Annotated in this window: 18 protein-coding genes; 13 read left to right on the top strand and 5 right to left on the bottom strand. The window is 64.3% G+C overall.

The features are described from left to right. Positions 1-57: 57 nt before the first annotated feature. A complete protein-coding gene (locus tag K369_RS11010; protein WP_036291125.1) occupies positions 58-1,173 on the top strand; it encodes an ATP-binding protein in 1,116 nt (371 codons plus the stop codon). Positions 1,174-1,219: 46 nt separating this feature from the next. Here the strand turns inward: K369_RS11010 and K369_RS11005 are convergent, their stop codons facing one another. Beyond that, the gene (locus K369_RS11005) at positions 1,220-2,563 is read right to left on the bottom strand and encodes an FAD-dependent monooxygenase (protein ID WP_036294875.1); all 1,344 of its coding nucleotides are present in this window, start codon (positions 2,561-2,563) and stop codon (positions 1,220-1,222) included. A 302-nt stretch (positions 2,564-2,865) separates the two neighbouring features. Between K369_RS11005 and K369_RS11000 the strand changes: the two genes are divergently transcribed. The 5 genes from K369_RS11000 to K369_RS10980 all read left to right on the top strand — a co-directional run bounded on the left by K369_RS11000 (position 2,866) and on the right by K369_RS10980 (position 8,325). Further along, positions 2,866-5,346 (top strand): TonB-dependent receptor, encoded by a 2,481-nt coding sequence (locus tag K369_RS11000; protein ID WP_051949212.1) that lies wholly within the window; start codon positions 2,866-2,868, stop codon positions 5,344-5,346. Positions 5,347-5,503: 157 nt separating this feature from the next. After that, a complete protein-coding gene (locus tag K369_RS10995; protein ID WP_036294869.1) occupies positions 5,504-6,475 on the top strand; it encodes a quinone oxidoreductase in 972 nt (323 codons plus the stop codon). Between the two features lie 431 nt (positions 6,476-6,906). Next, positions 6,907-7,416: a ribosome silencing factor gene (rsfS, locus tag K369_RS10990; protein ID WP_084570802.1), complete on the top strand. Its 510-nt coding sequence runs from the start codon at positions 6,907-6,909 to the stop codon at positions 7,414-7,416. A 63-nt stretch (positions 7,417-7,479) separates the two neighbouring features. Next, positions 7,480-7,959 carry a 23S rRNA (pseudouridine(1915)-N(3))-methyltransferase RlmH gene (gene rlmH, locus K369_RS10985; protein ID WP_036291122.1) on the top strand — a complete coding sequence of 160 codons (480 nt, stop codon included), beginning with the start codon at positions 7,480-7,482 and terminating at the stop codon, positions 7,957-7,959. Positions 7,960-8,046: 87 nt separating this feature from the next. Then, the gene (locus K369_RS10980) at positions 8,047-8,325 is read left to right on the top strand and encodes a (2Fe-2S) ferredoxin domain-containing protein (protein ID WP_036294862.1); all 279 of its coding nucleotides are present in this window, start codon (positions 8,047-8,049) and stop codon (positions 8,323-8,325) included. 50 nt (positions 8,326-8,375) lie between these two features. On the opposite strand, the gene K369_RS10975 is transcribed toward K369_RS10980, so the two are convergent. Together K369_RS10975 and K369_RS10965 are read right to left on the bottom strand one after the other, a co-directional pair. Then, a complete protein-coding gene (locus K369_RS10975) occupies positions 8,376-9,905 on the bottom strand; it encodes a DEAD/DEAH box helicase (RefSeq protein WP_036291120.1) in 1,530 nt (509 codons plus the stop codon). A 253-nt stretch (positions 9,906-10,158) separates the two neighbouring features. After that, positions 10,159-10,485 carry a hypothetical protein gene (locus tag K369_RS10965; protein WP_198033102.1) on the bottom strand — a complete coding sequence of 109 codons (327 nt, stop codon included), beginning with the start codon at positions 10,483-10,485 and terminating at the stop codon, positions 10,159-10,161. Between the two features lie 520 nt (positions 10,486-11,005). Here K369_RS10965 and clpS point away from each other — a divergent pair. The 3 genes from clpS (at position 11,006) to K369_RS10950 (ending at position 15,135) form a co-directional block, all read left to right on the top strand. Next, a complete protein-coding gene (clpS, locus tag K369_RS10960; RefSeq protein ID WP_036294859.1) occupies positions 11,006-11,371 on the top strand; it encodes an ATP-dependent Clp protease adapter ClpS in 366 nt (121 codons plus the stop codon). 13 nt (positions 11,372-11,384) lie between these two features. Beyond that, complete coding sequence (clpA, locus tag K369_RS10955) at positions 11,385-13,886, top strand: ATP-dependent Clp protease ATP-binding subunit ClpA (protein WP_036291116.1); 2,502 nt, start codon at positions 11,385-11,387, stop codon at positions 13,884-13,886. A 136-nt stretch (positions 13,887-14,022) separates the two neighbouring features. After that, positions 14,023-15,135 (top strand): glycosyltransferase, encoded by a 1,113-nt coding sequence (locus K369_RS10950; protein ID WP_036291114.1) that lies wholly within the window; start codon positions 14,023-14,025, stop codon positions 15,133-15,135. A 184-nt stretch (positions 15,136-15,319) separates the two neighbouring features. Here K369_RS10950 and uvrA read toward each other — a convergent pair whose 3' ends face one another. Together uvrA and K369_RS10940 are read right to left on the bottom strand one after the other, a co-directional pair. Then, positions 15,320-18,358 (bottom strand): excinuclease ABC subunit UvrA, encoded by a 3,039-nt coding sequence (gene uvrA / locus K369_RS10945; protein ID WP_036291109.1) that lies wholly within the window; start codon positions 18,356-18,358, stop codon positions 15,320-15,322. Positions 18,359-18,815: 457 nt separating this feature from the next. Continuing rightward, a complete protein-coding gene (locus K369_RS10940) occupies positions 18,816-19,277 on the bottom strand; it encodes a GNAT family N-acetyltransferase (protein WP_036291106.1) in 462 nt (153 codons plus the stop codon). A 414-nt stretch (positions 19,278-19,691) separates the two neighbouring features. Between K369_RS10940 and mtnC the strand changes: the two genes are divergently transcribed. The 4 genes from mtnC to dctA all read left to right on the top strand — a co-directional run bounded on the left by mtnC (position 19,692) and on the right by dctA (position 23,084). Continuing rightward, positions 19,692-20,378, top strand: coding sequence for an acireductone synthase (mtnC, locus tag K369_RS10935; RefSeq protein ID WP_036291103.1), 687 nt, complete (start codon positions 19,692-19,694; stop codon positions 20,376-20,378). Between the two features lie 2 nt (positions 20,379-20,380). Beyond that, on the top strand, positions 20,381-20,710 hold the full coding sequence (locus tag K369_RS10930; protein WP_018265658.1) for a ferredoxin: 330 nt from the start codon (positions 20,381-20,383) through the stop codon (positions 20,708-20,710). A gap of 25 nt (positions 20,711-20,735) precedes the next feature. Next, complete coding sequence (locus K369_RS10925; RefSeq protein WP_036291102.1) at positions 20,736-21,683, top strand: aldo/keto reductase; 948 nt, start codon at positions 20,736-20,738, stop codon at positions 21,681-21,683. Between the two features lie 84 nt (positions 21,684-21,767). After that, on the top strand, positions 21,768-23,084 hold the full coding sequence (gene dctA, locus K369_RS10920; protein WP_036291100.1) for a C4-dicarboxylate transporter DctA: 1,317 nt from the start codon (positions 21,768-21,770) through the stop codon (positions 23,082-23,084). The last annotated feature ends 487 nt before the right edge of the window (positions 23,085-23,571 follow it).

Genomic DNA, 23,571 nt, shown 5'->3' with positions numbered 1-23,571 from the left:
TCGGGAGGCGCGACGGCGAAGATCACGCCGTCGACGCGCGGCGCGAGGGGAGCGCGGATGAGCGCCGAGACGATCATATATGATCGATATCGCGTGATGGTCGAAGCCTCGCCGGCGGCAATCCTCATTGTCGGCGCGGATGGGCTCGTGCGCTACGCCAATCACGAGACGGAGCGCTTGTTCGGCTATGCGTGCGAGGAATTGATCGGCCGCTCGGTCGATCTGCTGACGCCAGCGGTGATCCGGAGGCGTCACGCCGCCTTCCGCAAGCTCTATTGCGCCGAGCCGAGCCGCCGTATGATGGGCGTCGGCCATGAGATCAAAGCACGGCGGCGCGACGGCGGCGAGTTTCCGGTCGAGATCGGGCTCGCGCCGCTCATAACGGAGCGCGGCCTGCTCATCACCGCGACCATTCTCGACATGAGCGAGCGGCGCGAGGTGGAGCGCGCCTTGGCCGCCAGCGTCGAGGAGCTGGAGCGCGCCAATGAGCGGCTCGTGCAATTCGCCTATGTGGCGTCTCTCGACCTGCAGCAGCCGCTGGCCGAGATCGCCGCGCAAGCGACGCGGCTCGAGGCGGCCATGGCCGCCGGCGTCTGCGCGGAGATCATGCAGGCGAGCGCGCATATGCGACACGCCGCCGTGCGCGCGCGCAAGCTCGTCGAGGATCTGCTCACCTATGCGCGAACCATTTACGGCGATCAGCAATTGGAGGTGCTGGAGCTGCGCGAGGAAGTGCAATTCTCCCTCGCCGCGCTGGCGCAGTCGATCGCCGCGGGCGAGACGAGGCTCGAGGTCGATATTCCGGCCGCCGCTTTCGTCGGCGACCGCGCGCAATTCGCCTGCCTGATGCAGAACATCGTCGCCAATGCGATCAAATATCGCAAGCCCGGCCGGCCGGCCGAGGTGACGATCGCGGCGGAGCTGGAGGAAGGCGCGATCCATCTCTCCATCGTCGACAAGGGCGTCGGCTTCGAGCAGGATTTCGCGCAGAGGATTTTCGAGCCCTTCAGCCGACGCAAGAGCGATGTGGAATATGCCGGCACGGGCATAGAGCTGGCGATCTGCAAATCCATCGCCGATCGCCATGGCTGGGAAATAGCGGTCGAGTCGCGGCCGGGCGAGGGCGCGGCCTTTCGCTTCGCGATTCCGACGCTGTTCGCGCCGTCTTTGTGACGCCTTCTCCCGGAATGGGAGAAGGAGGGCGCGAGCCTTTTTCGATTCAGCCCAGCCGGGAGGCGGTTTCGCGCAAATGGGCGAAGGCGCTGCGCGCGGCGTCGACGATCGCTTCCGGGCCGCGTGGTCGCTTGCCGCGCATGCGCGGCTCCTTGGGCGCCTCCTCGCGCATCAGCCGCGGCTGCGCGAGATGCGGCGCCACGCCCTCGCGCATCACGGCGCGACGCAGCGGGCCGAGCGCCGTCATGGCGATGAAGCCCGCGCCGCGAATGAGATCGATCGGCAGATAGGGGACGATCAGCGAGCGATTGAGCAGATCGACCCCATGGGTTCGGAAGCCGATGTCGGCGCGGCGGTGCGCCTCATAGCGCAACAGCGCGCGCGAGAGCTCCTTGGGATTGCGCAGATCGACGCTGGCGAGGCAATCCTCGAGATCGGCGACGTCGCGCAGGCTGAGATTGAGCCCCTGCGCGCCGATCGGCGGAAACACATGGCAGGTCTCGCCGACCAGCGCGAGACGGGGCGCCGTCAGCCGCGAGACTTGCAGGCCGCCCATGCGGAACTCGCCTATGCCGCTCTCGATCGTGATGGAGCCGAGCTTCTCGCGCGAATAATCCTCCATCTCGTATTGCAGCTCGTCGCGCGGCTTGGCGAGGCGGCGCTTGGCGTCGCGCGGGCTCATCAGCCAGACGAGGCTGGAGCGATGCTCCGCGCCCTCGCGCGGCGGCAGCGGCACCAGAGTGAAGGGGCCGGAGCGCGTGTGAAACTCGGTCGAGACATTGTCGTGTGGCAACTCGTGGCGCAGCAGAGCGGTGAGCGCCACTTGCGGATAGGTCCATTCCTTCGTGTCTATGCCGGCGGCGGCGCGCGCCTTGCTGCCGCGCCCATCGGCGGCCACGATGAAATCGGCGGCGATGCGGCGCCCGTCGGCGAGGATCGCCGTCGCGCCATCTTCCTCGAGCTCATAGTCGGCGATGTCGGTCTCGATGATCTCGAAGCTCCCGGCCGCGCGGGCGTGCTCGAGCAGAATGGCGGTCAGCTCGTCATTGGAGACATTGAGCCCGAAGGCGGGAAGATCGATCTCCTCCGAGCGCATCACGAGATCGGGCACGGGGAGAAGCTGGTCCGTGTCGTCGATCATTTGGATCGTCTCGATCGGGCAGGCGGCGGCGCGAACCTTCTCCAGCACGCCGATCGAATCGAGAAAGCGCACCGAGGCCTCGAACAGCGCGATGGTGCGGCCGGGCAGAGGCGGAGGGAAGCGCCCGGCGAGCGTCACCCGCCAGCCGGCGTTGGCGAAGGCGAGGGCGGCGGCTATGCCCGTGGAGCCGGCCCCGGCGACGAGAATTTGCGTGTCGATCGTGGGGCTTCCCGCCAATGTCTCGGCCATGTGCTGCGTCTCCGTTTCCTGCGCCTTGTACACCAAGGGCGGTCGCGGACGAAATCATCGCTGCGCGCCGCGGCGTCGCAGCCTCGGAGCCCTGGTCGAAGGGGCGGAGGGGAGGAGTGGGCCTGCGCATCAGTCTATAAAAATTATATGCTTATCGGCGGCGCGGCCGGTGAGCCTAGAGCGCTTGCTTATAGGTTCGTCATTATTCAAAGGGCATATTGTCGGCGCGCTTCGGCGGAGATTGCGTCTCTAAAAATTTAATCATATTAATCTAGTATGTTAGTGTTATTGTGGAGGGGGCTGTGGCTGGGTTCGTTCGGTTCACGCAAGCTTTATTGTCGGGCGCCTCGTTAGCAGCGACCGTCGCGGCCGGGGCGGTTCTCTGGCCGCATATAGTCGCGGATGCAGCGGCGCAGGAGGCCGCCATCGCGGATGTGACCGTCGGCGCGGAAACCAGGAGCGAGGAGAAAGCTCAGGAGCGGCCGCGCCCGGTCGTCGTGATCCCTTCCCGCGAAGCTGAGACGCAGCGGCTGGAGCAATTGTCCGATTTTGCGAGACGCGTCCCGAATTATCGCGAGAACAGCGGCGGCAGCCCCAATCGTTCGCCGAATTCGGCGATACGCGGCGTGGGCCGCGGAGCGGGCGGCGGCGACGGCTATGAATCGGACACGGGCTTCATCGTCGACGGCGTGTTCTACAAGCACGGCTCATTCCAGGGCGCGGAATATATCGACGTAGAATCCTTCGAACTGGGACTCGGCCCTCAAGGAACCGCCTTTGGCAAGAACACGACAGTCGGCAATGTCGTCATCCGAACCAATTTGCCATCCTTCACGCGCTCCGCGACCATCGACACGAGCTATGCGAATTACAATCGCGTCATCGAGAAGGTGACGGCGACCGGGCCGATCGTCGACGACAAGCTCGCTTATCGAGTGTCCTTCTATTTCGACCAGGGTGACGGCTGGATTGGCGACGCCGTCTCTGGAGCGAAATATTACGACAATGATCGCTGGGGCGTGCGCGGCCAATTGCTCTTCGTGGGGGACGCGTTCACCGATCGGCTGATCTTCAACCGATCGAGCTACAATGAATATCAATTCGCCAATCCGAACACGGTGAGCGTCATCGGCGATTCCGTGCCGATCTTCGCCAATGGAACGCTCGGCCGCACCTATGCGCAAACGCTGTTCTCGCGACTCGGGCGCGTCATGCTCACGGCCGATCCCTATACATTCTATCAGACGCGGCAGGGTAAGACGTCGCTGCGCATCATGAATGTGTCGAACGAATTGAATTGGCAGCTCGGCGAGCACACGCTGACGTCGATCACCGCATGGGGCGAGAATGTCGTGCATACGCACAATCCGCTCGGCAATCAGCTGATCGAGATCGACGGCAACGCCTTCGACACTTATGTCGATCAATATTCGCAAGAGCTGCGCGTCGCCTCGGCCAAGGACAAGCAGCTCGAATGGACTGTCGGCCTCTTCGGCTTCTACGAGAAGATCTGGTCCGGGCCGCATACGGAATATGGAAGCCAAGCGGCGCAATGGTTCGGCGCCAACATCAATCTCAATCCGGGGCTGATCGCGGGCGCGTCACAGCAGACCGACGGCAAGTCGATCACATTTCAGGGCGCGGCCTTTGGACAGGCGACCTATCATTTCGACGAGCGTCTCGCTCTGACCTTTGGCCTGCGCGACAGCTATGAGGTGAAGGGCGGCTCGAACTTCGCCTGGATCGCCGGGATGCGCGGCGGCTTCTCCGCCGTTCAGGTCTATAATGCGGTGCGCCAGGCAGGCGGCGCCGGAATATTCGACACGGGCGGAGTCGAGAAGAGCAACAACGCGATCACCGGCGTGCTCAACCCGCAATATAAGGTGACGGAGAATATTCTCGCCTATGGGCTCGTCGGCCGTGGCGAGAAGGCCGGCGCGGTCAACACGGCGGCGCGGCCGCTGCTTTCCGGCTCGGATTTCAAAGGCTGGCAGCCTATCGTCACGCGCAACGAGGTGTCCTGGGACTATGAGCTCGGCCTCAAGACCAATTGGCTCGACGGCGCCGTCTTCGCCAACGTCAATTTCTATTGGACCGATATTTTCGACTTTCAGGCCAATTTCACCGACACGAGCCTGACCGACGCGACCGGCCAGCCGATCCGCTTCACCTATCTCGGCAATGTGCCGCATGTGCGGCTGCGCGGCGCCGAGTTCAGCGGACGTTGGAATGCGCTCGAAGGATTGTGGCTCAGCGCCAGCGGCGCCTATACGGAGGCGCGCTATCTCGACTACGATCAGGCCGCGCCGCCGGCGGATTGGACTTGGTCCAGGCCCGCCAATGCGCCCGCGGGATTTTTGTCCGCGCCTTTGACCTTGTCATTGTCGAACACGCGTTGGACGGGGCTTCCGAAATGGGCGTTCAACATCGGCGCCGATTATCGGCATCCGCTCGGCGCAGTGTTTCAGGGCGTGGACGCGGAATGGGCCAGGCAGCCGGTCTCTGCTTTCGGCTATGTCAACGTCTCCTGGCAGGACAAAACGCAGCTCACCGATCCGCGCTCCGTGCTGCAATATTGGCAGGCGGCCTATTCGCTGGTGGACGCCGGTGTCGGCCTTCGCGCCGACGACGAGAGCTACAGCCTCTCGCTTTGGACCAAGAATATCTTCGATACGCGCTACGTGACCGCCTGGTCGCCGGGCAGCTCGACCACGCCGGCGAGCATCAGCCTTCAGGATCGTCCGCGCACCTTCGGCGCGAGCTTACGCGTGAAGCTCTATTGAGGGCGAAGGGCGCAAGCCGAGATCGTCGAAGCGCGCTCGTTCCTCCCGGATTGCGATGTGTCGTCGGGATCGCGCAAATCGTCCCGAGCGTCAATCCCCGGTCGCAATCGGCGTGGATTTTTGCGAAGAGGCGGGCGGGATTATTTTGGAGACGATCATGGTGAAGGCCATTCGCATTTACGAGACGGGCGGGCCGCAGGTTCTGCGCTATGAGGATGTCGAGCTGCCGCCGCCGGGGCCGGGGGAGGCGCAGATCGTTCAGAAGGCGATCGGCGTCAATTTCATCGATATTTATCTTCGCACCGGGGCCTATCCTTCGACGCTTCCCTTCACCCCCGGCTTCGAAGGCGCGGGCGAGGTGGTCGCGCTCGGCGAGGGCGTCGATGAATTCGAGATCGGCGAGCGCGTCGCCTATGTCGGACCGCTCGGCGGCTATGCGGAGGCGCGCAATATTCCCGCCGCCTCATTGGCGAGGCTACCGAAATCCTTCTCCTTCGAGACCGGCGCCTCGATGATGCTCAAAGGGCTCACGGCGCAATATTTGTTGCGGCGAACCTACAAGGTGAAAGAGGGAGATCGGATTCTCGTGCATGCGGGCGCCGGCGGCGTCGGCCAATTGCTCTGCCAATGGGGAAGCGCGCTGGGCGCGCATGTGATCGCCACGGTCGGCGACGAGGAGAAGGCGAAGATCGCCAAAGAGGCCGGGGCGGCGCATACGATCCTCTATCGCAGCGAGGATTTCGCCGCCGCCGTGCGCGAGATCACCGACGGCAAGCTCTGTGATGTCGTCTATGACGGCGTCGGCCGCGACACTTTTCCCGCCTCGCTCGATTGCCTGAAGCCTTTCGGACTTTTCGTCAGCTATGGCTCCGCCTCCGGCAAGATCGAGGCTTTCGACATTAATCTCCTGTCGCAGAAGGGTTCGCTCTTTGCGACGCGGCCCTCGCTCTTCGCCCATATCGCGCGGCGCAAGGACTATGAAAAAATGACCAAGGATGTGGTGCGCGCGATCAAGAAGGGCGTGCTGCGGCTCGAGCGGCCGGCCCTTTTTCGGCTCGAGGACGCCGCTCTCGTCCATGCCGACCTCGAGGCGCGGCGCACGACAGGGGCGCTCGTGCTCGTCCCCTGAGCCTTCCGTCGGGCGCCGCTGCAAAATCTTCGCCTATGTGACATTTTTAGCACAGGCGCGCCGGGCGGCCCTGGTCGCAGAATTTAGCGAATTGAATTTGTGGGCGCTGGCGAATCGCGCTCGTCGGCCCCGCCCGCTCGGGCGGCGCTGAACCGGGGCGATGTCGGCGCTTTTCCTGGCCGAGCCTGGACAAATGCGACCTTTTATGCCGGGCGCGGCGACGAGGAATCGGGTAGGCTCCAAATCGTTCCGGCTTTGAGGTTCCTCCCACCTCCCGATGGGCCGGGGCCCACTCTCAAAACCCGGCGTTCTCGCCGGGTTTTTTTCTGCCTGCGGCGGAGGCGCGGGCCGCGCGTCTTTCCGCCTTTTTTGATGATTAATAAAAGCTTACGTCGATGTTTCGGGGCCACGGCCGCGCGGCGGGCGTAGCCTTGGCCGCGCGCTTTCGCTTTTGCGCGGTTGCATTCGGCCTCAAAACGGCACATCTTGAAAGGCGCGGCGCCAGCGCCGCGAAGCATGAGGGTCACAAGCTGACGACAAGTCTTCCCGGGGCGGCGCGCGCGCCGTCTCAGCCGGCTTCCGGGCCGATCGGCCAGATCGCCGGCTCCATCGCCGAAAAAGTCCTCACGAGCCTCGACGACTCCAAGGCCGAGGACGTCATCTCCATCGATCTGCGCGGCAAGACGACGATCGCCGATGACATGGTCATCGCGACCGGCCGTTCGACCACGCATGTCGGCGCCATCGCCGACAGAGTGCTCAAAGCCTGCAAGGAGGCCGGCCTCGTCGCTCCGCGCGTCGAGGGTCTGCCACAGTGCGACTGGGTGCTGATCGACGCGGGCGACGTCATCATCCACATTTTCCGACCCGAGGTGCGTCAGTTCTACAACCTCGAGAAAATGTGGGCGGGCGCACGGCCGAGCGAGCTGCGCGCGGTCTGACCGCCTGAGGGCGAAACGGGACAGGACGGCATTCGCCGCGAGCGCGAGTGTCCGTAAGAGGACATGCGTCTCGGAATTCTCTGTGTCGGTCGGCTGAAGGCCGGCCCGGAGCGCGAGCTCTACACACGCTACGCCTCCCGCGTCGCGGCGATGCGAAATCTCGGGCTCGCGGGGCTCGATCTCCTGGAAATCGACGAGAGCCGGGCGCGCAATCCGGCTGAGCGCATGGCGCAGGAAGGCGACGGAATGCTTGCCGCCCTGCCGGCGGGCGCGCGCCTCGTCGTCTTCGACGAGCGGGGCAAGCCCGCCAGCAGCGTCGATTTCGCGGCCATGGTCGAAAGCGAGAGGGACAAAGGCGTAAAATCGCTGTGGTTCGCGATCGGAGGCTCCGAGGGGCTGGCGCCCGCCGTACGGGACAAGGCCGGCGCCGTCTTTTCCTTCGGGCGCATGACGCTGCCACATCAGATCGTGCGAATCCTCGTCGCCGAGCAGATTTATCGGGCGACGACCATTCTTTCCGGACACCCGTATCATCGCGCCTGATAGGCGCTTCGTCGTAGTGGTTTATACACCACGACGACATGAAGATTGCATCCGCCGGTCGGCCGGATTCAGAGCGAGAGGAGCGACATGACCGAGCCGCCGCTGATCCGCTTCGTCGTCTGCGTCGGCGACGTCTGCGACCGCGATGGACGGGGGAGCGCGCTGCATGAACGTTTGAGCGAGGCGCTCGATATCGATTTCGGCAAAGGGATCGCCGCCGGCGAGATCGCCTGCGTGAGGCGCAGTTGCCTGCGCCATTGCTCGCAAGGAATCCCCATGGTCCGCATAGAGCCGTCCGGCGACGTTCACGCCGATCCGGACATAGAGCATATGCTCGATCTCGTGGAGGAGGCGCTCATCGGCTGAGCGGCGCCTCTACGCTTTCGCTTCGGCGCGCTTCCAAATGCTGAAAACGCCTATTCGTCGCCGACCTTGGCCGGCTTCAGCACCACGGGGCGCAGCAGGAAGGACGGAATATGGTCGCCGAGGCCGATGACCGGCGGCCCATCGTCCTCATGCTGGCGCGTCGTCGGCCGGCGGTCGCGGCGATCGCCATAGGTCGGCGGCCGCTCGGGACGGGGTCGCGCAGGGCGGGCCTCACGCTCTTGCCTCGGCTCGCGCGCCTGTCTCGGCTCCCGCTCGGGCCGGGGCTCGCGCTCTTGTCTGGCCTCGCGCTCTTGTCTCGGCTCGCGTTCTTGCCGAGCCTCGCGGCGCGGCTCGCGCTCGGCCGACGAACGCCGTCCTCCGCGCTCGCCGCCGCGCGCGCTGCGTCCACGTCCGCGCGATTCGCGCGCCGGCGCCTCGGACGGCGGCGGCAACTCGTCGAGGCCGGGGCCTTCCCACTCGATCTTATTGCCGATCAGCGTCTCGATCTGATCGAGATACTTGCGATCATCGTCGGTGACGAGGGTGAAGGCCGTGCCGGAGCGGCCGGCGCGGCCGGTGCGGCCGATGCGGTGGACATAATCCTCGCTATGGGTCGGCACGTCGAAATTGAAGACATGGCTGACGTCCGGAATATCGAGGCCGCGCGCCGCGACATCCGAGCAGACGAGAAGATTGACGTCGCCATTCTTGAAGGCGTCGAGCGAGGCCATGCGCGCGAGCTGATCCATATCGCCATGCAGCGCGCCGGCGGAGAAACCGTGCTTGTCCAAGGAGCGATGCAGGATCGCGACGTCGCGCTTGCGATTGCAGAAGATGATCGCGTTTTTGAAACTGTCCGCGCCGCGGATGATTCGGCGCAGCGTCTCGCGCTTCTCGGCATGGCCATGCGTGGCGATGAGCGCCTGGCGAATCGTCGCTGCGGTCGTCGAGGCGCGGGCCACTTCGACACGCACGGGATTGTGCAAGAACGCCTCGGTGAGGCGCGTGATCTCCGGCGGCATCGTCGCGGAGAAGAATAATGTCTGCCGCGTGAACGGCACCAGCTTGCAGACGCGCTCTATGTCCGGGATGAAGCCCATGTCGAGCATGCGGTCGGCCTCGTCGATGACGAGAATCTCGATATTCGTCAGCAGCAGCTTGCCGCGGTCGAAGAAGTCGAGCAGGCGGCCGGGCGTCGCGATCAGAACGTCGGCGCCGCGCATGATCTTGGCTTCTTGATCTCCGAAGGAGACGCCGCCGATCAGAAGCGAGACATTGAGCTTATGATTTGCGCCATATTTGGCGAAGCTCGCCTCGACCTGCGCGGCGAGCTCGCGCGTCGGCTCGAGAATCAGCGTGCGCGGCATTCGCGCGCGGGCGCGGCCTTGCTCGAGCCGGCACAGCATGGGCAGCGTGAACGCCGCCGTCTTGCCCGTACCCGTCTGGGCGATGCCCAGAATGTCGCGCCCCTGCAGCGCGGGGGGAATGGCCTGTTCCTGAATGGGCGTGGGCTTGGTGTAGCCGGACGCCTCAACGGCCGCGAGGACCTTTTGGGAAAGGCCGAGTTCGTCGAAGTTCATCAATGGTCCTGGTCGCGGCTTTCATGACATCTGGCAAGGGAAGGGCGCGCGAATGCCGCGGGGGCGCGCGTCGTCCTCGAGAGGCGGGTCCGTCGCAAATCGACGGATATGTTCCGCTGGCGTTCTGCTCGACGATCTGGGGAGCAAGACGCGCGCCATGCTTGAAGCCGAACGCGCCGGATGTCAATGAATTTGACGCGGGCCATCGCGAGCGGCGCCGCGCCGCTGCGGATGTTTTCGTTGAAGCTTCGCCTTATTTGGCCTCCGCCCCGCAGGGCGAGACGGGCGCGACGGCTTTTTGAGCGGGCGAGATCGAGCCGGTGGCGGCATGATCGACGCCGACGAAGCCGATGCGATGCATGACCGGAGTCGCCACGCTCGGCTGCGCCGCCGCGAGCTGCGCGCGGCCGCGCTCCTCCTTATGAACAAAAGCAATGAGCGGCAGCTCGCCGTTTTGTAACTTTGCCGACAGCAGATTGGCCCCGAGCACGCAGGCGAGCGCCAGCACGGCCGACCCCAAGGCAACTTTTTCGACGAGCCTACCCGCCGTGTCCCGCCGAAACCGATCGAGCATCGACATTCGCGCCTCTTTTCAATCGCGCGCCTCGTGTTTGCGTGAGCGCGACATTAGGCGCCGTGGGTAAAGGACGCGTTTACGCTCATGGTTTTCAATAAGTAGACGGCTGCGACGCGCCGCCGCGGGGCGGAATCGCGACATCGGCGGCGCCTTTTGGAAACCGCGTCGGGAGCCGAATGCGCCGCCGCGGCGCGCTCACTTGTTCGCCCGCCGCGGCACATTATGTCCTAGGCGGATTGTTGAAGGACTGGGCGCGACCGAGGCGCCTCCCGGGGCTCGCCTCGGACTTTTTTCAACCGTTTCAGCTTTTCGGGTCTTGCCAATGCTCCCGCGAGAAAGAAAACTCGGCGCTACCCCGCTTCGACGGCGCCGCGAAAGCCGACCAGGGGTCCGCGGCACAGAGAATGCTACGCAGATGTCAGCCGGGCCTTTCGCGGGCGAAACATCGGAAAGGGGAATGAGGAAAGCCGAGGTGACCGTGATCGATGATGATCTTACGCTCGACAGCCGGCTCGCGTCCGCCATGGACGCTGACGGCGCGCCTCCCCACGCGGGCGGGAAAGAGCCTCGCAAAGGCGGCGACAGTGGGCCGGGGTCGGGAACGGCGCTGATCACCCGCACGCGGACGCAGACGCGGCGGCCCAATATGTATCGCGTCTTGTTGCTCAACGACGACTACACGACCCAGGAGTTCGTGGTCATCGTTCTGCGTAAATATTTCAACAAGACCCTGGAAGAAGCCACTCGGATAATGCTGCACGTGCATAATCACGGCGTCGGCGAATGCGGCGTCTACACCTATGAGGTGGCGGAGACGAAAGTCACGCAAGTGATGGATTATGCGCGCAAGCACCAGCATCCGCTTCAGTGCATCATGGAAAAGAAGTGAGGGCGGACGATCGATGCCGACATTCTCGCGCAACCTGAAGCAGTCACTCGACCGCGCGCTCGCCTCGGCGAGGGAGCGGCATCATGAATATGCGACTTTGGAGCATCTGCTCCTCAGCCTCATAGACGACCAGGACGCGGCAGCCGTGCTGCGCGCCTGCTCGGTCGATCTCGATCTGCTCGCCAAAAATTTGCGCGAATACATCGATCACGAGCTCGACAATCTGGTCAATGAATCGGCAGGCGACTGCAAGCCGACCGCCGGCTTCCAGCGCGTCGTGCAGCGCGCCATCATCAGCGTGCAGTCCTCCGGCCGCGAGGATGTGAGCGGCGCCAATGTGCTGGTCGCCTTGTTCGCCGAGCGCGAGAGCCACGCCGTCTATTTCCTGCAGGAGCAGGATATGACGCGCTATGACGCGGTGAACTACATCAGCCACGGCATCGCCAAGCGGCCGGGCCTCTCGGACGGCTCGCGCGCGCCGCGCGGCGTCGAGGACGAGGCGGAGCGGGGCGAGGGCAGGGAAGGCCGCGAGGGCGAGCAGCGCAAGAAGGAAGGCGCGCTCGAGGCCTATTGCGTGAACCTCAACCGCAAGGCGCGCGACGGCCGCATCGATCCGCTGATCGGCCGCGAGCAGGAGGTGCTGCGCACCGTGCAGGTGCTCTGCCGCCGGCAGAAGAACAATCCGCTGCTGGTCGGCGATCCCGGCGTCGGCAAGACGGCCATCGCCGAAGGCCTCGCCCGCAAGATCATTCAGAACGAGGTTCCCGAGGTGCTCGCCGGCGCGACGGTGTTCGCGCTCGACATGGGCACGCTGCTCGCCGGCACGCGCTATCGCGGCGATTTCGAGGAGCGCCTGAAGCAGGTCATCAAGGAAATAGAGGCGCATAAGAATGCGATCCTCTTCATCGACGAGATCCATACGGTGATCGGCGCTGGCGCCACTTCCGGCGGCGCGATGGACGCCTCCAATCTGCTGAAGCCCGCGCTGGCCCAAGGCACGCTGCGCTGCATCGGCTCGACCACCTATCGCGAATATCGCCAATATTTCGAGAAGGACCGCGCTCTGGTGCGGCGCTTCCAGAAGATCGACGTCAACGAGCCGTCGATCCCGGATGCGGTGGAGATCGTCAAGGGCCTCAAGCCCTATTTCGAGGAGTTCCACAAGATCCGCTACACCACCGAGGCGCTGAAGGCCGCGGTGGAGCTCTCGGCCCGCTATATTCATGACCGCAAGCTGCCGGACAAGGCGATCGATGTGATCGACGAGACCGGGGCCGCGCAAATGCTGGTGCCGGAGTCCAAGCGCAAGAAGACCATCGGTCTGAAGGAGATCGAGACCACCATCTCGACCATGGCGCGCATCCCCGCCAAGACCGTCTCCAAGGACGACGCCGAGGTGCTCGCCCATCTCGACGAGACCTTGAAGCGCGTCGTCTACGGACAGGACAAGGCGGTCACGGCGCTCACCTCGGCGATCAAGCTGGCCCGCGCCGGCTTGCGCGATCCCGAGAAGCCGATCGGCTGCTATCTCTTCTCCGGTCCGACTGGCGTCGGCAAGACGGAGGCGGCGCGCCAGCTCGCCACCTCGCTGGGCATTGAGCTCATTCGCTTCGACATGTCGGAATATATGGAGCGCCATACGGTGAGCCGGCTCATCGGCGCGCCTCCCGGCTATGTCGGCTTCGATCAGGGCGGCCTGCTGACAGACGGCATCGACCAGCATCCGCATTGCGTGCTGCTGCTGGACGAGATCGAGAAGGCGCACCCTGATCTCTTCAACATCCTTCTGCAGGTGATGGACCACGGCAAGCTGACGGATCACAATGGTAAGCAGATCGATTTCCGCAATGTGATCCTCATCATGACGACCAACGCCGGCGCCGCCGATCTCGCCAAAAAGCCCATCGGCTTCACACGCGGCAAGACGCATAGCGCCGAGGACAATGAGGCGATCAATCACCTCTTCGCCCCGGAATTCCGCAATCGTCTCGACTCGATCGTCCATTTCGGCCATCTGCCGGAGGAGGTGATCGCCCGCGTCGTCGACAAGTTCATCCTGCAGCTCGAGGCGCAGCTCGCCGACCGCAATGTCACGATCGAGCTCTCCGACGAGGCGCGGTCCTGGCTCGTCGAGCATGGCTATGACCAGGCCATGGGCGCGCGTCCCATGGGCCGTGTCATCCATACGCATATCAAGACGCCGCTCGCTGACGAGGTTCTCTTCGGCCGGCTGAAGAATGGCGGCGCGGTGCGCGTGGTGGTGGTGACGGATGACAGCGGCGCCAAAACGCTGGGCTTCGTCTTCCCGGAGGGACCGGTGCTGCCGCGTCCCGAGCGCGATATCGTCGAGGCCGGCAAGAAGCGCGCGTCGGCGGCGGAGGGCGGCGGCGAGCCGCGCAAGAGCCGCAAGACGAAGGACGGCGACGGCGGCAAGGATGCGGGCAAGGCCGAGCCGGCGCCGCGCAGCGCCAGCGCGCGTCCGCGCAGCGTCCCGGAGACGCCGCTCAAAAGCTGAGCGCGTGATCCCTCACGGGATGTTAATCACTTCGACTGTATTCTCGAGGCCGGGCTCATGCCCGGCTTCGTCATTTGCGCGCTCCTGCGCGTTAGTCCGAAAGGCGAAGTGGGTGAGCGTCGAGGTAGGAACGTAGATGCGTGTGGCGATCGTTCACTATTGGTTCGTCGGCATGCGCGGCGGTGAGAAGGTCGTCGAAGCCTTGATCCGGCTCTATCCGCAGGCCGATCTCTTCACCCATGTCATCGATCCGGCCGCCGTCTCGCAGACGATCCTCTCGCGCCCGATCAAGACCAGCTTCATCCAATCTCTGCCTCGCGCGGCGAAATATTATCGGCAATATCTGCCCTTCATGCCGCTCGCCTGCGAGCAGCTCGATCTGCGCGGCTATGATCTCGTCATCTCGAGCGAATCCGGCCCGGCCAAGGGGATCATCCCGCCGCCTGAGGCTCTGCATGTCTGCTATTGCCATTCGCCCATGCGCTATTTGTGGAACATGTACCACGAATATCGCGAGGAATCGGGCCGTCTAACGCGCCTATTGATGCCGCCTCTCGCCCATTATCTGCGCAATTGGGATGCGTTGTCGGTGACGCGCGTCGATCATTTCATCGCCAATTCGACGACGGTCGCGCATCGCGTCGAGCGCTATTATCGCCGCTCCGCCGATGTCGTGCATCCGCCGGTCGCCGCCGACGCCTTCTCCATCGCGCCTCGGCAAGAGATCGGCGATTATTATCTGATGGTCGGCGAGCTCGTCGGCTATAAGCGGCCCGATCTCGCCATAGACGCCTTCAATGCGAGCGGCAAGAAGCTCGTCGTTATCGGCGGCGGCTCCAATCTGGAGGCGATCCGCCGCCGCGCCGGCCCGACAGTGTCCGTGCTCGGCCCGCAGCCTTTCGACGTTCTGGCGCGGCATTATTCACGCTGCCGCGCGCTGATCTTTCCGGGTGAGGAAGATTTCGGCATCGTGCCGCTCGAGGCGATGGCGAGCGGCCGGCCGGTGATCGCCTTCCGCCGCGGCGGCGCGACCGAGACCGTTGTCGAGAATGAGACAGGCGTCTTCTTCGATACACAGACGGTCGAATCGTTGAGCGAGGCGGTGGCGCGCTTCGAGCGCATGGAATTCTCGCCCGAGCGCATTCGCGCTCATGCGCTCGGCTTCGGCGAGGAGCGCTTCTTGCGCGAGATGCGCGAGAAGATCGACTCTTATTTCGCCTATTTCGCCGCCCGCGAAGCGAAGCGCTAATGATGCTTTTCGACTGATACGGTTTTCGCGTTACCGATGTGCGGACGAAGCAACAACCCCTCGCCCTGAGGAGCCCGCGAAGCGGGCGTCTCGAAGGGGCCGAGCCACGCGCGCTGGACCATCCTTCGAGGCTTTTTGCGTTCCGCAAAAAGCGCCTCAGGATGAGGGAATTGTATCTGCGCGCTCACTGCTCCTGCGCGGCGCGCTTGCGCTTGGGCGCAGGCGTCTCTTTCGTCTCCTTGACCGCTTGCGTCGTCTTCTCCGCGCGCGGCGGGCGGCGCTTCAGCACTTCGGCGAGATAGCGTCCCGTATGGCTGCGCTTCGCCGCGACGATCTCGGCGGGCGGTCCGGCGGCCACTATCTCGCCGCCGCCGTCGCCGCCCTCGGGTCCGAGATCGATGATCCAATCGGCCGTCTTGATGACCTCGAGATTATGCTCGATGACGACGACGCTATTGCCCTGATCGACGAGCTCGTGCAGCACCTCGAGCAGTTTCGCGACATCGTGAAAATGCAGGCCGGTCGTCGGCTCATCGAGAATGTATAGCGTGCGGCCGGTGGAGCGGCGCGCCAGCTCTTTGGCGAGCTTCACGCGCTGCGCCTCGCCGCCGGAGAGAGTTGTCGCCTGCTGGCCGACACGAATGTAATCGAGGCCGACGCGCTTTAGGGTCTCCATCTTGTCGCGGATCGCCGGCACGGCTTTGAACAAGATGGCCGCTTCCTCGACCGTCATGTCGAGAACGTCGGCGATGGACTTCTCGCGATATTTCACCTCCAGCGTCTCGCGATCGTAGCGCTTGCCCTTGCAGACGTCGCAAGTGACATAGACGTCGGGCAGGAAGTGCATCTCGATCTTGATGACGCCGTCGCCCTGGCAGGCCTCACAGCGGCCGCCCTTCACATTGAATGAGAAGCGCCCCGGCGCATAGCCGCGCGCCTTCGCCTCCGGCAGGCCGGCGAACCATTCGCGGATCGGCGTGAAGGCGCCCGTGTAGGTCGCGGGATTGGAGCGCGGCGTGCGGCCGATCGGCGATTGGTCGATATCGATGATCTTGTCGATATGCTCGAGCCCGTCGATCTTGTCGAAAGGCGCCGGATGCTCATGCGCATTGTTGAGGCGCCGCGCCACTGCTTTATACAGCGTCTCGATCACGAGCGTGGATTTGCCGCCGCCGGAGACGCCGGTGACGGCGGTGAAGAGGCCCAAGGGAATCTTCGCCTCGACATTTTTCAGATTGTTTCCGCGCGCGCCGGAAATCTTCAGCCAGCGGCCAGGGTCGGGCTTGCGCAGCGCATGGCGCAGGGTCACTTGGCGAGCACCGGTCAAATATTGGCCGGTGAGCGAATTCGCATCGTCCATTATTTCCTGCGGCGCGCCTTTGGAGACGATATGGCCGCCATGCACGCCGGCGCCGGGGCCGACGTCGACGACATAATCGGCGGAGAGAATGGCGTCCTCGTCATGCTCGACGACAATGACGCTATTGCCGAGATCGCGCAGCCGTCGCAGCGTGTCGAGCAGACGATCATTGTCGCGCTGATGCAGGCCGATCGACGGCTCGTCCAGCACATAGAGCACGCCGGTGAGGCCGGAGCCGATCTGCGACGCCAAGCGAATGCGCTGGCTCTCGCCGCCGGACAAAGTGCCGGAGGCGCGCGAGAGCGTCAGATAATCCAATCCGACATCGACGAGAAAGGTGAGGCGATCGCGTATCTCTTTTAGTATGCGATGCGCGATCTCATTGCGCTTGGCGTCGAGCTTCTCCGGCAGAGCGCGGAACCAGTCGAGCGCCGCGCGCACGGAGAGGTCCGACACTTCGCCGATATGGCGCATGTCGATCTTCACGGCGAGCGCTTCCGGCTTCAGGCGATAGCCCAGGCACGCCTTGCAAGGCTCGGCCGACATATAGCGACCGATCTCCTCGCGCGCCCATTCGCTGTCCGTCTCCAGGAAGCGGCGCTGCAGATTGGCGACGACGCCTTCGAAAGGCTTCTTCACATCATAGGCGCGCGCGCCATCGTCATAGGAGAAGCGGATCTCCTCCTTGCCGGAGCCGTGCAGCAGCACGTCGCGCACGGATTGATCGAGCTTCTCGAACGGCGTGTCCATGCGGAATTTATAGTGACGGCCGAGCGACTCCAGCGCTTGCCCATAATAGGGCGAGGAGGATTTCGCCCAAGGCGCGATGGCGCCTTTGCGCAGCGAGAGCTTGGGATCGGGAACGACGAGATCGGGATCGATCACCTGTTCCTGGCCGAGGCCGCTGCAGACGGGGCAGGCGCCGAAGGGATTGTTGAACGAGAAGAGCCGCGGCTCGATCTCGGAAATGGTGAAGCCGGAGACAGGGCAGGCGAATTTCGACGAGAAGACGATGTGATCCGCCGCATAATGGGTGGAGGCGTAGGCGGCGGGCGTCGCCGCCGTCGGGGCGTCGCCGCCTTCTGCGCGCTTGCTGTCGGCGAATTCCACCACGGCGAGGCCATTGGCCAATTCCAGCGCCGTCTCGAAACTATCGGCGAGGCGCGCGGCAATGTCGGAGCGCACGACGATGCGATCGACGACGATGTCGATGTCGTGCTTCAATTTCTTGTCGAGCGGCGGCGTGTCGGCGATCTCGTGATAGGCGCCGTCGATCTTCAAGCGCTGAAAGCCGCGCTTGGTATAGTCCGCTATCTCTTTTTTATATTCGCCCTTGCGGCCGCGCACGACGGGCGCGAGCAAATAAAGGCGCGTTCCCTGCGGCAGCGCCAGCACGCGATCGACCATTTGCGAGACGGTCTGGCTCTCGATCGGCAGGCCCGTCGCCGGCGAATAGGGAATGCCCGCGCGCGCCCAAAGCAGGCGCATGTAATCGTGAATCTCCGTCACCGTGCCGACGGTGGAGCGCGGGTTTTTCGATGTCGTCTTCTGCTCGATGGAGATGGCCGGCGAGAGGCCGTCGATCTGATCGACGTCCGGCTTCTGCATCATCTCGAGGAATTGCCGCGCATAGGCGGAGAGCGACTCGACATAGCGGCGCTGGCCCTCCGCATAAATCGTGTCGAAGGCGAGCGAGGATTTGCCCGAGCCCGAGAGGCCGGTGAAGACGACGAATTTGTCGCGCGGAATGACGAGATCGACATTCTTGAGATTATGCTCGCGCGCGCCGCGAATGGAGATCACCTTGCCGTCGAACAGCTCGTCGAGAGAGGCTTGGGCGGCGGATTTTTTCGAGCTTCGCATGGGCACGACCAGAACTGGAGCGGCAGGTTCGCCCCCTCCCCAACCCTCCCCCGCTACGCGGGAGAGGGGGCAGATTCGGCGCTTCATCGAGGTTTCGCGTAGCGTTTGCCGCCTCCCTCTCCCGCAGAGCGGGGGAGGGCGAGGGAGGGGGCAGACGGGCGCGATCTTACGCCCTCGCGCCCTTCTTGCCATGCTGCGGCGCAGTAATCCACAGCCTCGAGCAGCCGATGCACCCCGCCGCCGTTTCCGGCGCGCGCATCCGCGAAAGTAAGACCTGGCGCCGGCGGCGTGGCGTTGAAGGGACGGCTGAGGCTATGCGGGAACCCCCGCCCGACATTCCCGGCCCTTTGGGTGTCGCTCGGAAGCCAGTGCGAGAATAGGAAAATAGTCTGCGATCGTCGAGTTCCCGGGGTCGGCCGTTCCAGGTCTGAAGACGAGTGAGCCATCAGGATCGGTTCTAGGGGCCACGGATCGCCTTGCGCATGAGATATGTCGAACCATCCGCCCGCGGCTCGAACTCGAGGAACGCATATCCCCTCTTCTCATAGAAGTGACGCGCCGTGATCGACGAATGCACATGCAGGACATCGATTTCATTCGCTGCGGCGTGCCGTTCGAGATAGTCCACGAGACGCGAGCCGATCCCTCGACCCTGTCGCTTCGGCTCGACGAACAGCGAGTGCAGCTTCGCCGCCCCGAGGCTGACGGTTCCGGCAATCTCTGTTTCGAGTGTGGCGACAAACACGTCGCGAACGGCCATTTTCTGAATGATGCGCTCGGCAGTGAAATTGGCGCAAATGAGGTCGATGATGTCGGAGGAGTAATCCGACGCATTCGTTTCCCGGACCGAGTGCAGAATGAGCGCACTCATCCGCGCCGCATCGGCGAGAACCGCCGGTCGAATGACGATGTCCTCCATTGCGGTCGACTCCTGCTCCGAAATTCCATGCCCCGCGGCCAATCTGGCGAGCTATCCGATCCTGTCAAGGTTGCGCGTCGCCGTCCGCGGCGGATGTCCCGACAAGCCGTCGAAATCTCTGCACCCACGGCGCATGGTCCTCGCGAGGAGCGAGGCGACGAAGCGATCCGGGGACGGCTCCACGTCTCTGGATCGCGGCGCTGCGCTCGCAAATGGCCGATGGCGACGGCTCCGATGCGGCATAACTCGTGCTTTCCAGAACGAGCAACCCAGGAAGCATGAGCGGCCGATGGCGCAATTCAGACAATTTTTCGTTAGGGCGCCGCGAAGCGAAGGCGATGCGCGCGGGCTCCGTTCGGCTCCGTCTCTCGACCCGGAATTTGCGCTCTGCCGAGCCTCACGGGAGGCGGCGCGATGAGCGAGCCCATCCGCGCCGTCCTGATCGATCTCGAAGGCGTGGTCCTACCCATGACCTTCATGAATGACACGCTGCTGCCGCTCGCGGCCACGCGGCTCGGCGGCTATATCGTCGAGCATGCCGAGGACGAAGAGGTGGAGGAGGCGCTGGAGGAGACCGGGCGCCTCATGGGCGGTTATGAGCTCGATCCCACTCAGGCGGAATCTCTGCTGCTGCGCTGGATGAAGCAGGGCCGCAAGGCGACGCCGCTGAAAATCATTCAGGGCCTCGTCTGGCAGGAGGCCTATGCGGCCGGCTCCCTCGCGGCGGAACTCTACCCGGATGTCGCCAGCTGTCTCTCGGCCTGGGCCGCCGCCGGGATTCGCCTCTTCGTCTACTCCTCCAATTCGGAATTGGCGCAGAAGCTGCTGCTGAGCCATTCCTCCTCCGAGCAGGTGACGGCCCTGTTCGAGGGTTTTTTCGACACCACGCTCGGCCAGAAGATCGAGCCCGGCTCCTATCGCGATCTCTGCGAAAATCTGGGCCTGGCTCCCGGCTCGGCGCTCGTGCTGTCGGAGAATGAGGAGGAGCTGGACGCCGCCCAGACGGCGGGCCTCGCCACGACCCGCCTGGCGCGCGATGGAAATGTGGCGAGCCGCCATCCCGTGAGCGCGGATTTGCTCTCCTTGAACATCGGACAGTGACGATGACGAAATTCACGCTGGAAACGCGCGACGGGACACGGTCGGAGATCGCCGGCAAGGATCGCGCGACGATGATGAAGCTGATCCGCAAATCCGGCGTCGAGGAGCTGGTCGCCGAATGCGGCGGCAGCTGCACCTGCGCCACCTGCCAAATCTATGTCGATCTGCCCGAAGGCGTCGCCATGCCTCCCATGGAGCCGGCCGAAGCCATCATGCTGTCCAAGGCCGCCAATCGTCAGATCAATTCGCGTCTCGCCTGCCAGATGAAGTTCGACTCGAGCCTCGACGGCATGCACGTCCGCATCGCCCCGGAAGATTACAGCAACTGCTAATTCGAGCCGGAAGCGGAGCGTTTCGATGGAGCATCGTCGGCTCGGTCGCTCGGGCCTCGCCTGCGCGCCGCTCGTGCTCGGCTGCCACGTCTTCGGCTGGACGGCCGATGCGGCGGCCTCCTGCGCCATTCTGGACGCTTTCGTCGATCGCGGCTTTTCGCTGCTCGACACGGCCGACACTTATTCCACCTGGGTTCCCGGCCATAGCGGCGGCGAGTCCGAGACGATCATCGGCGATTGGCTGAAGGCGACGGGCAAGCGGGACCGCGTGCTGATCGCCACCAAACTCGGCGGCGCCATGCCCAATGTGGGCAAGGGCCTCTCCCGCGCCCATATCATCCGCTCGGCCGAGGACTCGCTGCGCCGGCTGCGGACCGATCGCATCGATCTCTATCAGGCGCATTTCGACGATACGGCGACGCCCTTCGAGGAGACGCTGGAAGCCTTCGCGACGCTCATCGAGAGCGGCAAGGTGCGCGCCATCGGCGCCTCCAATTATTCGGCGCCGCGCCTCGCCGAGGCGCTGGCGGCCGCGCGAGCGCATGGGTTGCCGCTCTTCTCCTGCCTGCAGCCGCATTACAATCTCGTCACCCGCGCCTATTACGAGGGCGATCTGCGTCGCCTGTGCCTCGCGGAGGACATTGGCGTCATCCCCTTTCGGGCGCTGGAGGCGGGCTTTCTCACCGGCAAATATCGCTCTATGGAGGACACGGTCGGCGCGGCGCGCGGCGCCGTCGTCGCGGGCGTTCTCGACGAGCGCAGCCTCGATATTTTGCGCGAGCTGGACCGCGCCGCCGCGCAATTTCGCGCCACGCCGGCGCAGATCGCCATCGCCTGGCTGCTGGCGCAGGAGGGCGTCGCCGCGCCTATCGTCAGCGTGACGAGCGTCGCCCAGCTCGAGGAGATTTTCGGCGCGCTGACGCTGACGCTCGATGCGCGAACGCTGATGCGGCTCGATATGGTGAGCGCGTGAGCGGCCGGTCTCGGCTTGCCATTGCCGGCTCTCTTCTCCAGGTCTAGGAACAGTCGACCGAAAAGCTGGAGAGAGGGACCAAAATTGACCGCAGCCGCCATTGCCGAGGCGCCGCCGCGCAAAAACGCGCATAGCCTCTACCTCCAGGTGCTCGCGGCGATCGTGCTCGGCGCGCTGCTCGGCGTCTATTTTCCCGACATCGCCCAGAGCCCCTGGATGGAGGCGATGGGCAAGGGCTTCGTCAATCTCATCAAAATGGTGATCGCGCCGATCATCTTCTGCACCATCGTCTCCGGCATCGCTCATCTCGAGAGCGCCGCCAAGGTCGGCCGCGTCGGCATAAAGGCGCTGGTCTATTTCGAAGTGGTCTCGACCGTCGCTCTGGCGCTCGGGCTCCTCGTCGGCAATGTGCTGCGGCCGGGCGAAGGCTTTTCCGGCAAGGCGGACCCCGCCGCCGTCGCCAAATATCTCGAGCCCGCCGCGCAGCGCACGCCGGTCGAATTCGTGCTCGGCGTTATTCCCGACAGCGTCATCGGCGCCTTCGCCAAGGGCGATATTCTGCAGGTGCTGCTCTTTTCCATCCTGTTCGGCTTCGCGCTGATGGCGCTGGGCGAGCGGGGCAGGGCGCTGCGCGGCTTCATCGACGAGGCGGGCCACGCCATGTTCGGCGTTATCGCAATTGTGATGAAGGCCGCGCCGATCGGCGCTTTCGGCGCCATGGGCTACACGGTGGGCAAATATGGCTCGCAATCGCTGATGAGCCTCGCCTGGCTGGTCGGCTCCTTCTATCTCACCTCCATATTATTCGTCGTCGTCGCGCTCGGCCTCGTCGCCCGCATCGTCGGCTTCGATATATTGCGCTTCCTCGCCTATATTCGCGACGAATTGCTGATCGTGCTCGGCACTTCGTCGTCGGAGAGCGCGCTGCCGCAGCTGATGGAGAAGCTCGAGCGCTTGGGCTGCTCGAAATCCGTCGTCGGACTCGTCGTGCCGACCGGCTATTCCTTCAATCTCGACGGCACCAATATCTATATGACGCTGACGAGCCTGTTCATCGCCCAGGCGCTCGGCGTGCATCTGACGGCGGGGCAGCAATTCGTCATTCTCACCGTGGCCATGCTGACCTCGAAAGGCGCATCGGGCGTGACCGGCGCGGGCTTCATCACGCTCGGCGCGACGCTCTCCTCCATCGATCCGCGCCTCGCGCCTGGCATGGCCATTGTCATCGGCGTCGACAAATTCATGAGCGAGTGCCGCGCGCTCACCAATATTTGCGGCAATGGCGTCGCCGCCATCGTCGTCGCCTGGTGGGAGGGCGAGCTCGATCACGACAAGCTCGCCGCCGGGCTGTCGCGCCGCATCGACCCGAGCGACGTGGAAACCGCCCTCACGACGGAATAGCCGCGGCGGGCGACGACGCGCATCGGCGCTGCGCGGGATTGGCGCGGAAAGCGGCGACCTGCCCGAACTGTGGCTGTCATGTCGTTCGTAGACTCGATGATTTTGGCTCCGCTCACCCGCCGAGCCGAGGATCATATTCCCTGCCGTGTCTCTGCCCGTCTTCCCGCCAGCCGCCGGATGGCGAGCGCTGCATGGCCGAGCCTGTTGCAAATCCGTCACAGCAGATAGGAATTCGGCTGGCGCCCAAATGTGAGAGCTTGGTGAGACTTTCACATGCGAGGGAGAGAAGCGCTCGAGGCCGAGCTGCGAAGCGGCGGCGGCTGTGACCGCGCCTCCAGGGTCTATTCGATGATGCGGTGGTTTCGACGGCGATGCTGCTTCTCGCGCGCTGTGTTGGCCTTAGCGGCGGCGTGGCTCTTCGCCGCGTTGGCCCTGGCCCCGGCGTCCGCCGCCGGGACGAGCGAGCCGGAGCGCGTGAGCGCCCGCG

Origin of the sequence: Methylosinus sp. PW1 (assembly GCF_000745215.1) — a bacterium.
Classification (GTDB): Bacteria; Pseudomonadota; Alphaproteobacteria; order Rhizobiales; family Beijerinckiaceae; genus Methylosinus.
Note: the sequence above shows the minus strand (reverse complement) of the source record. Positions and strands in the feature narration are given on the sequence as shown.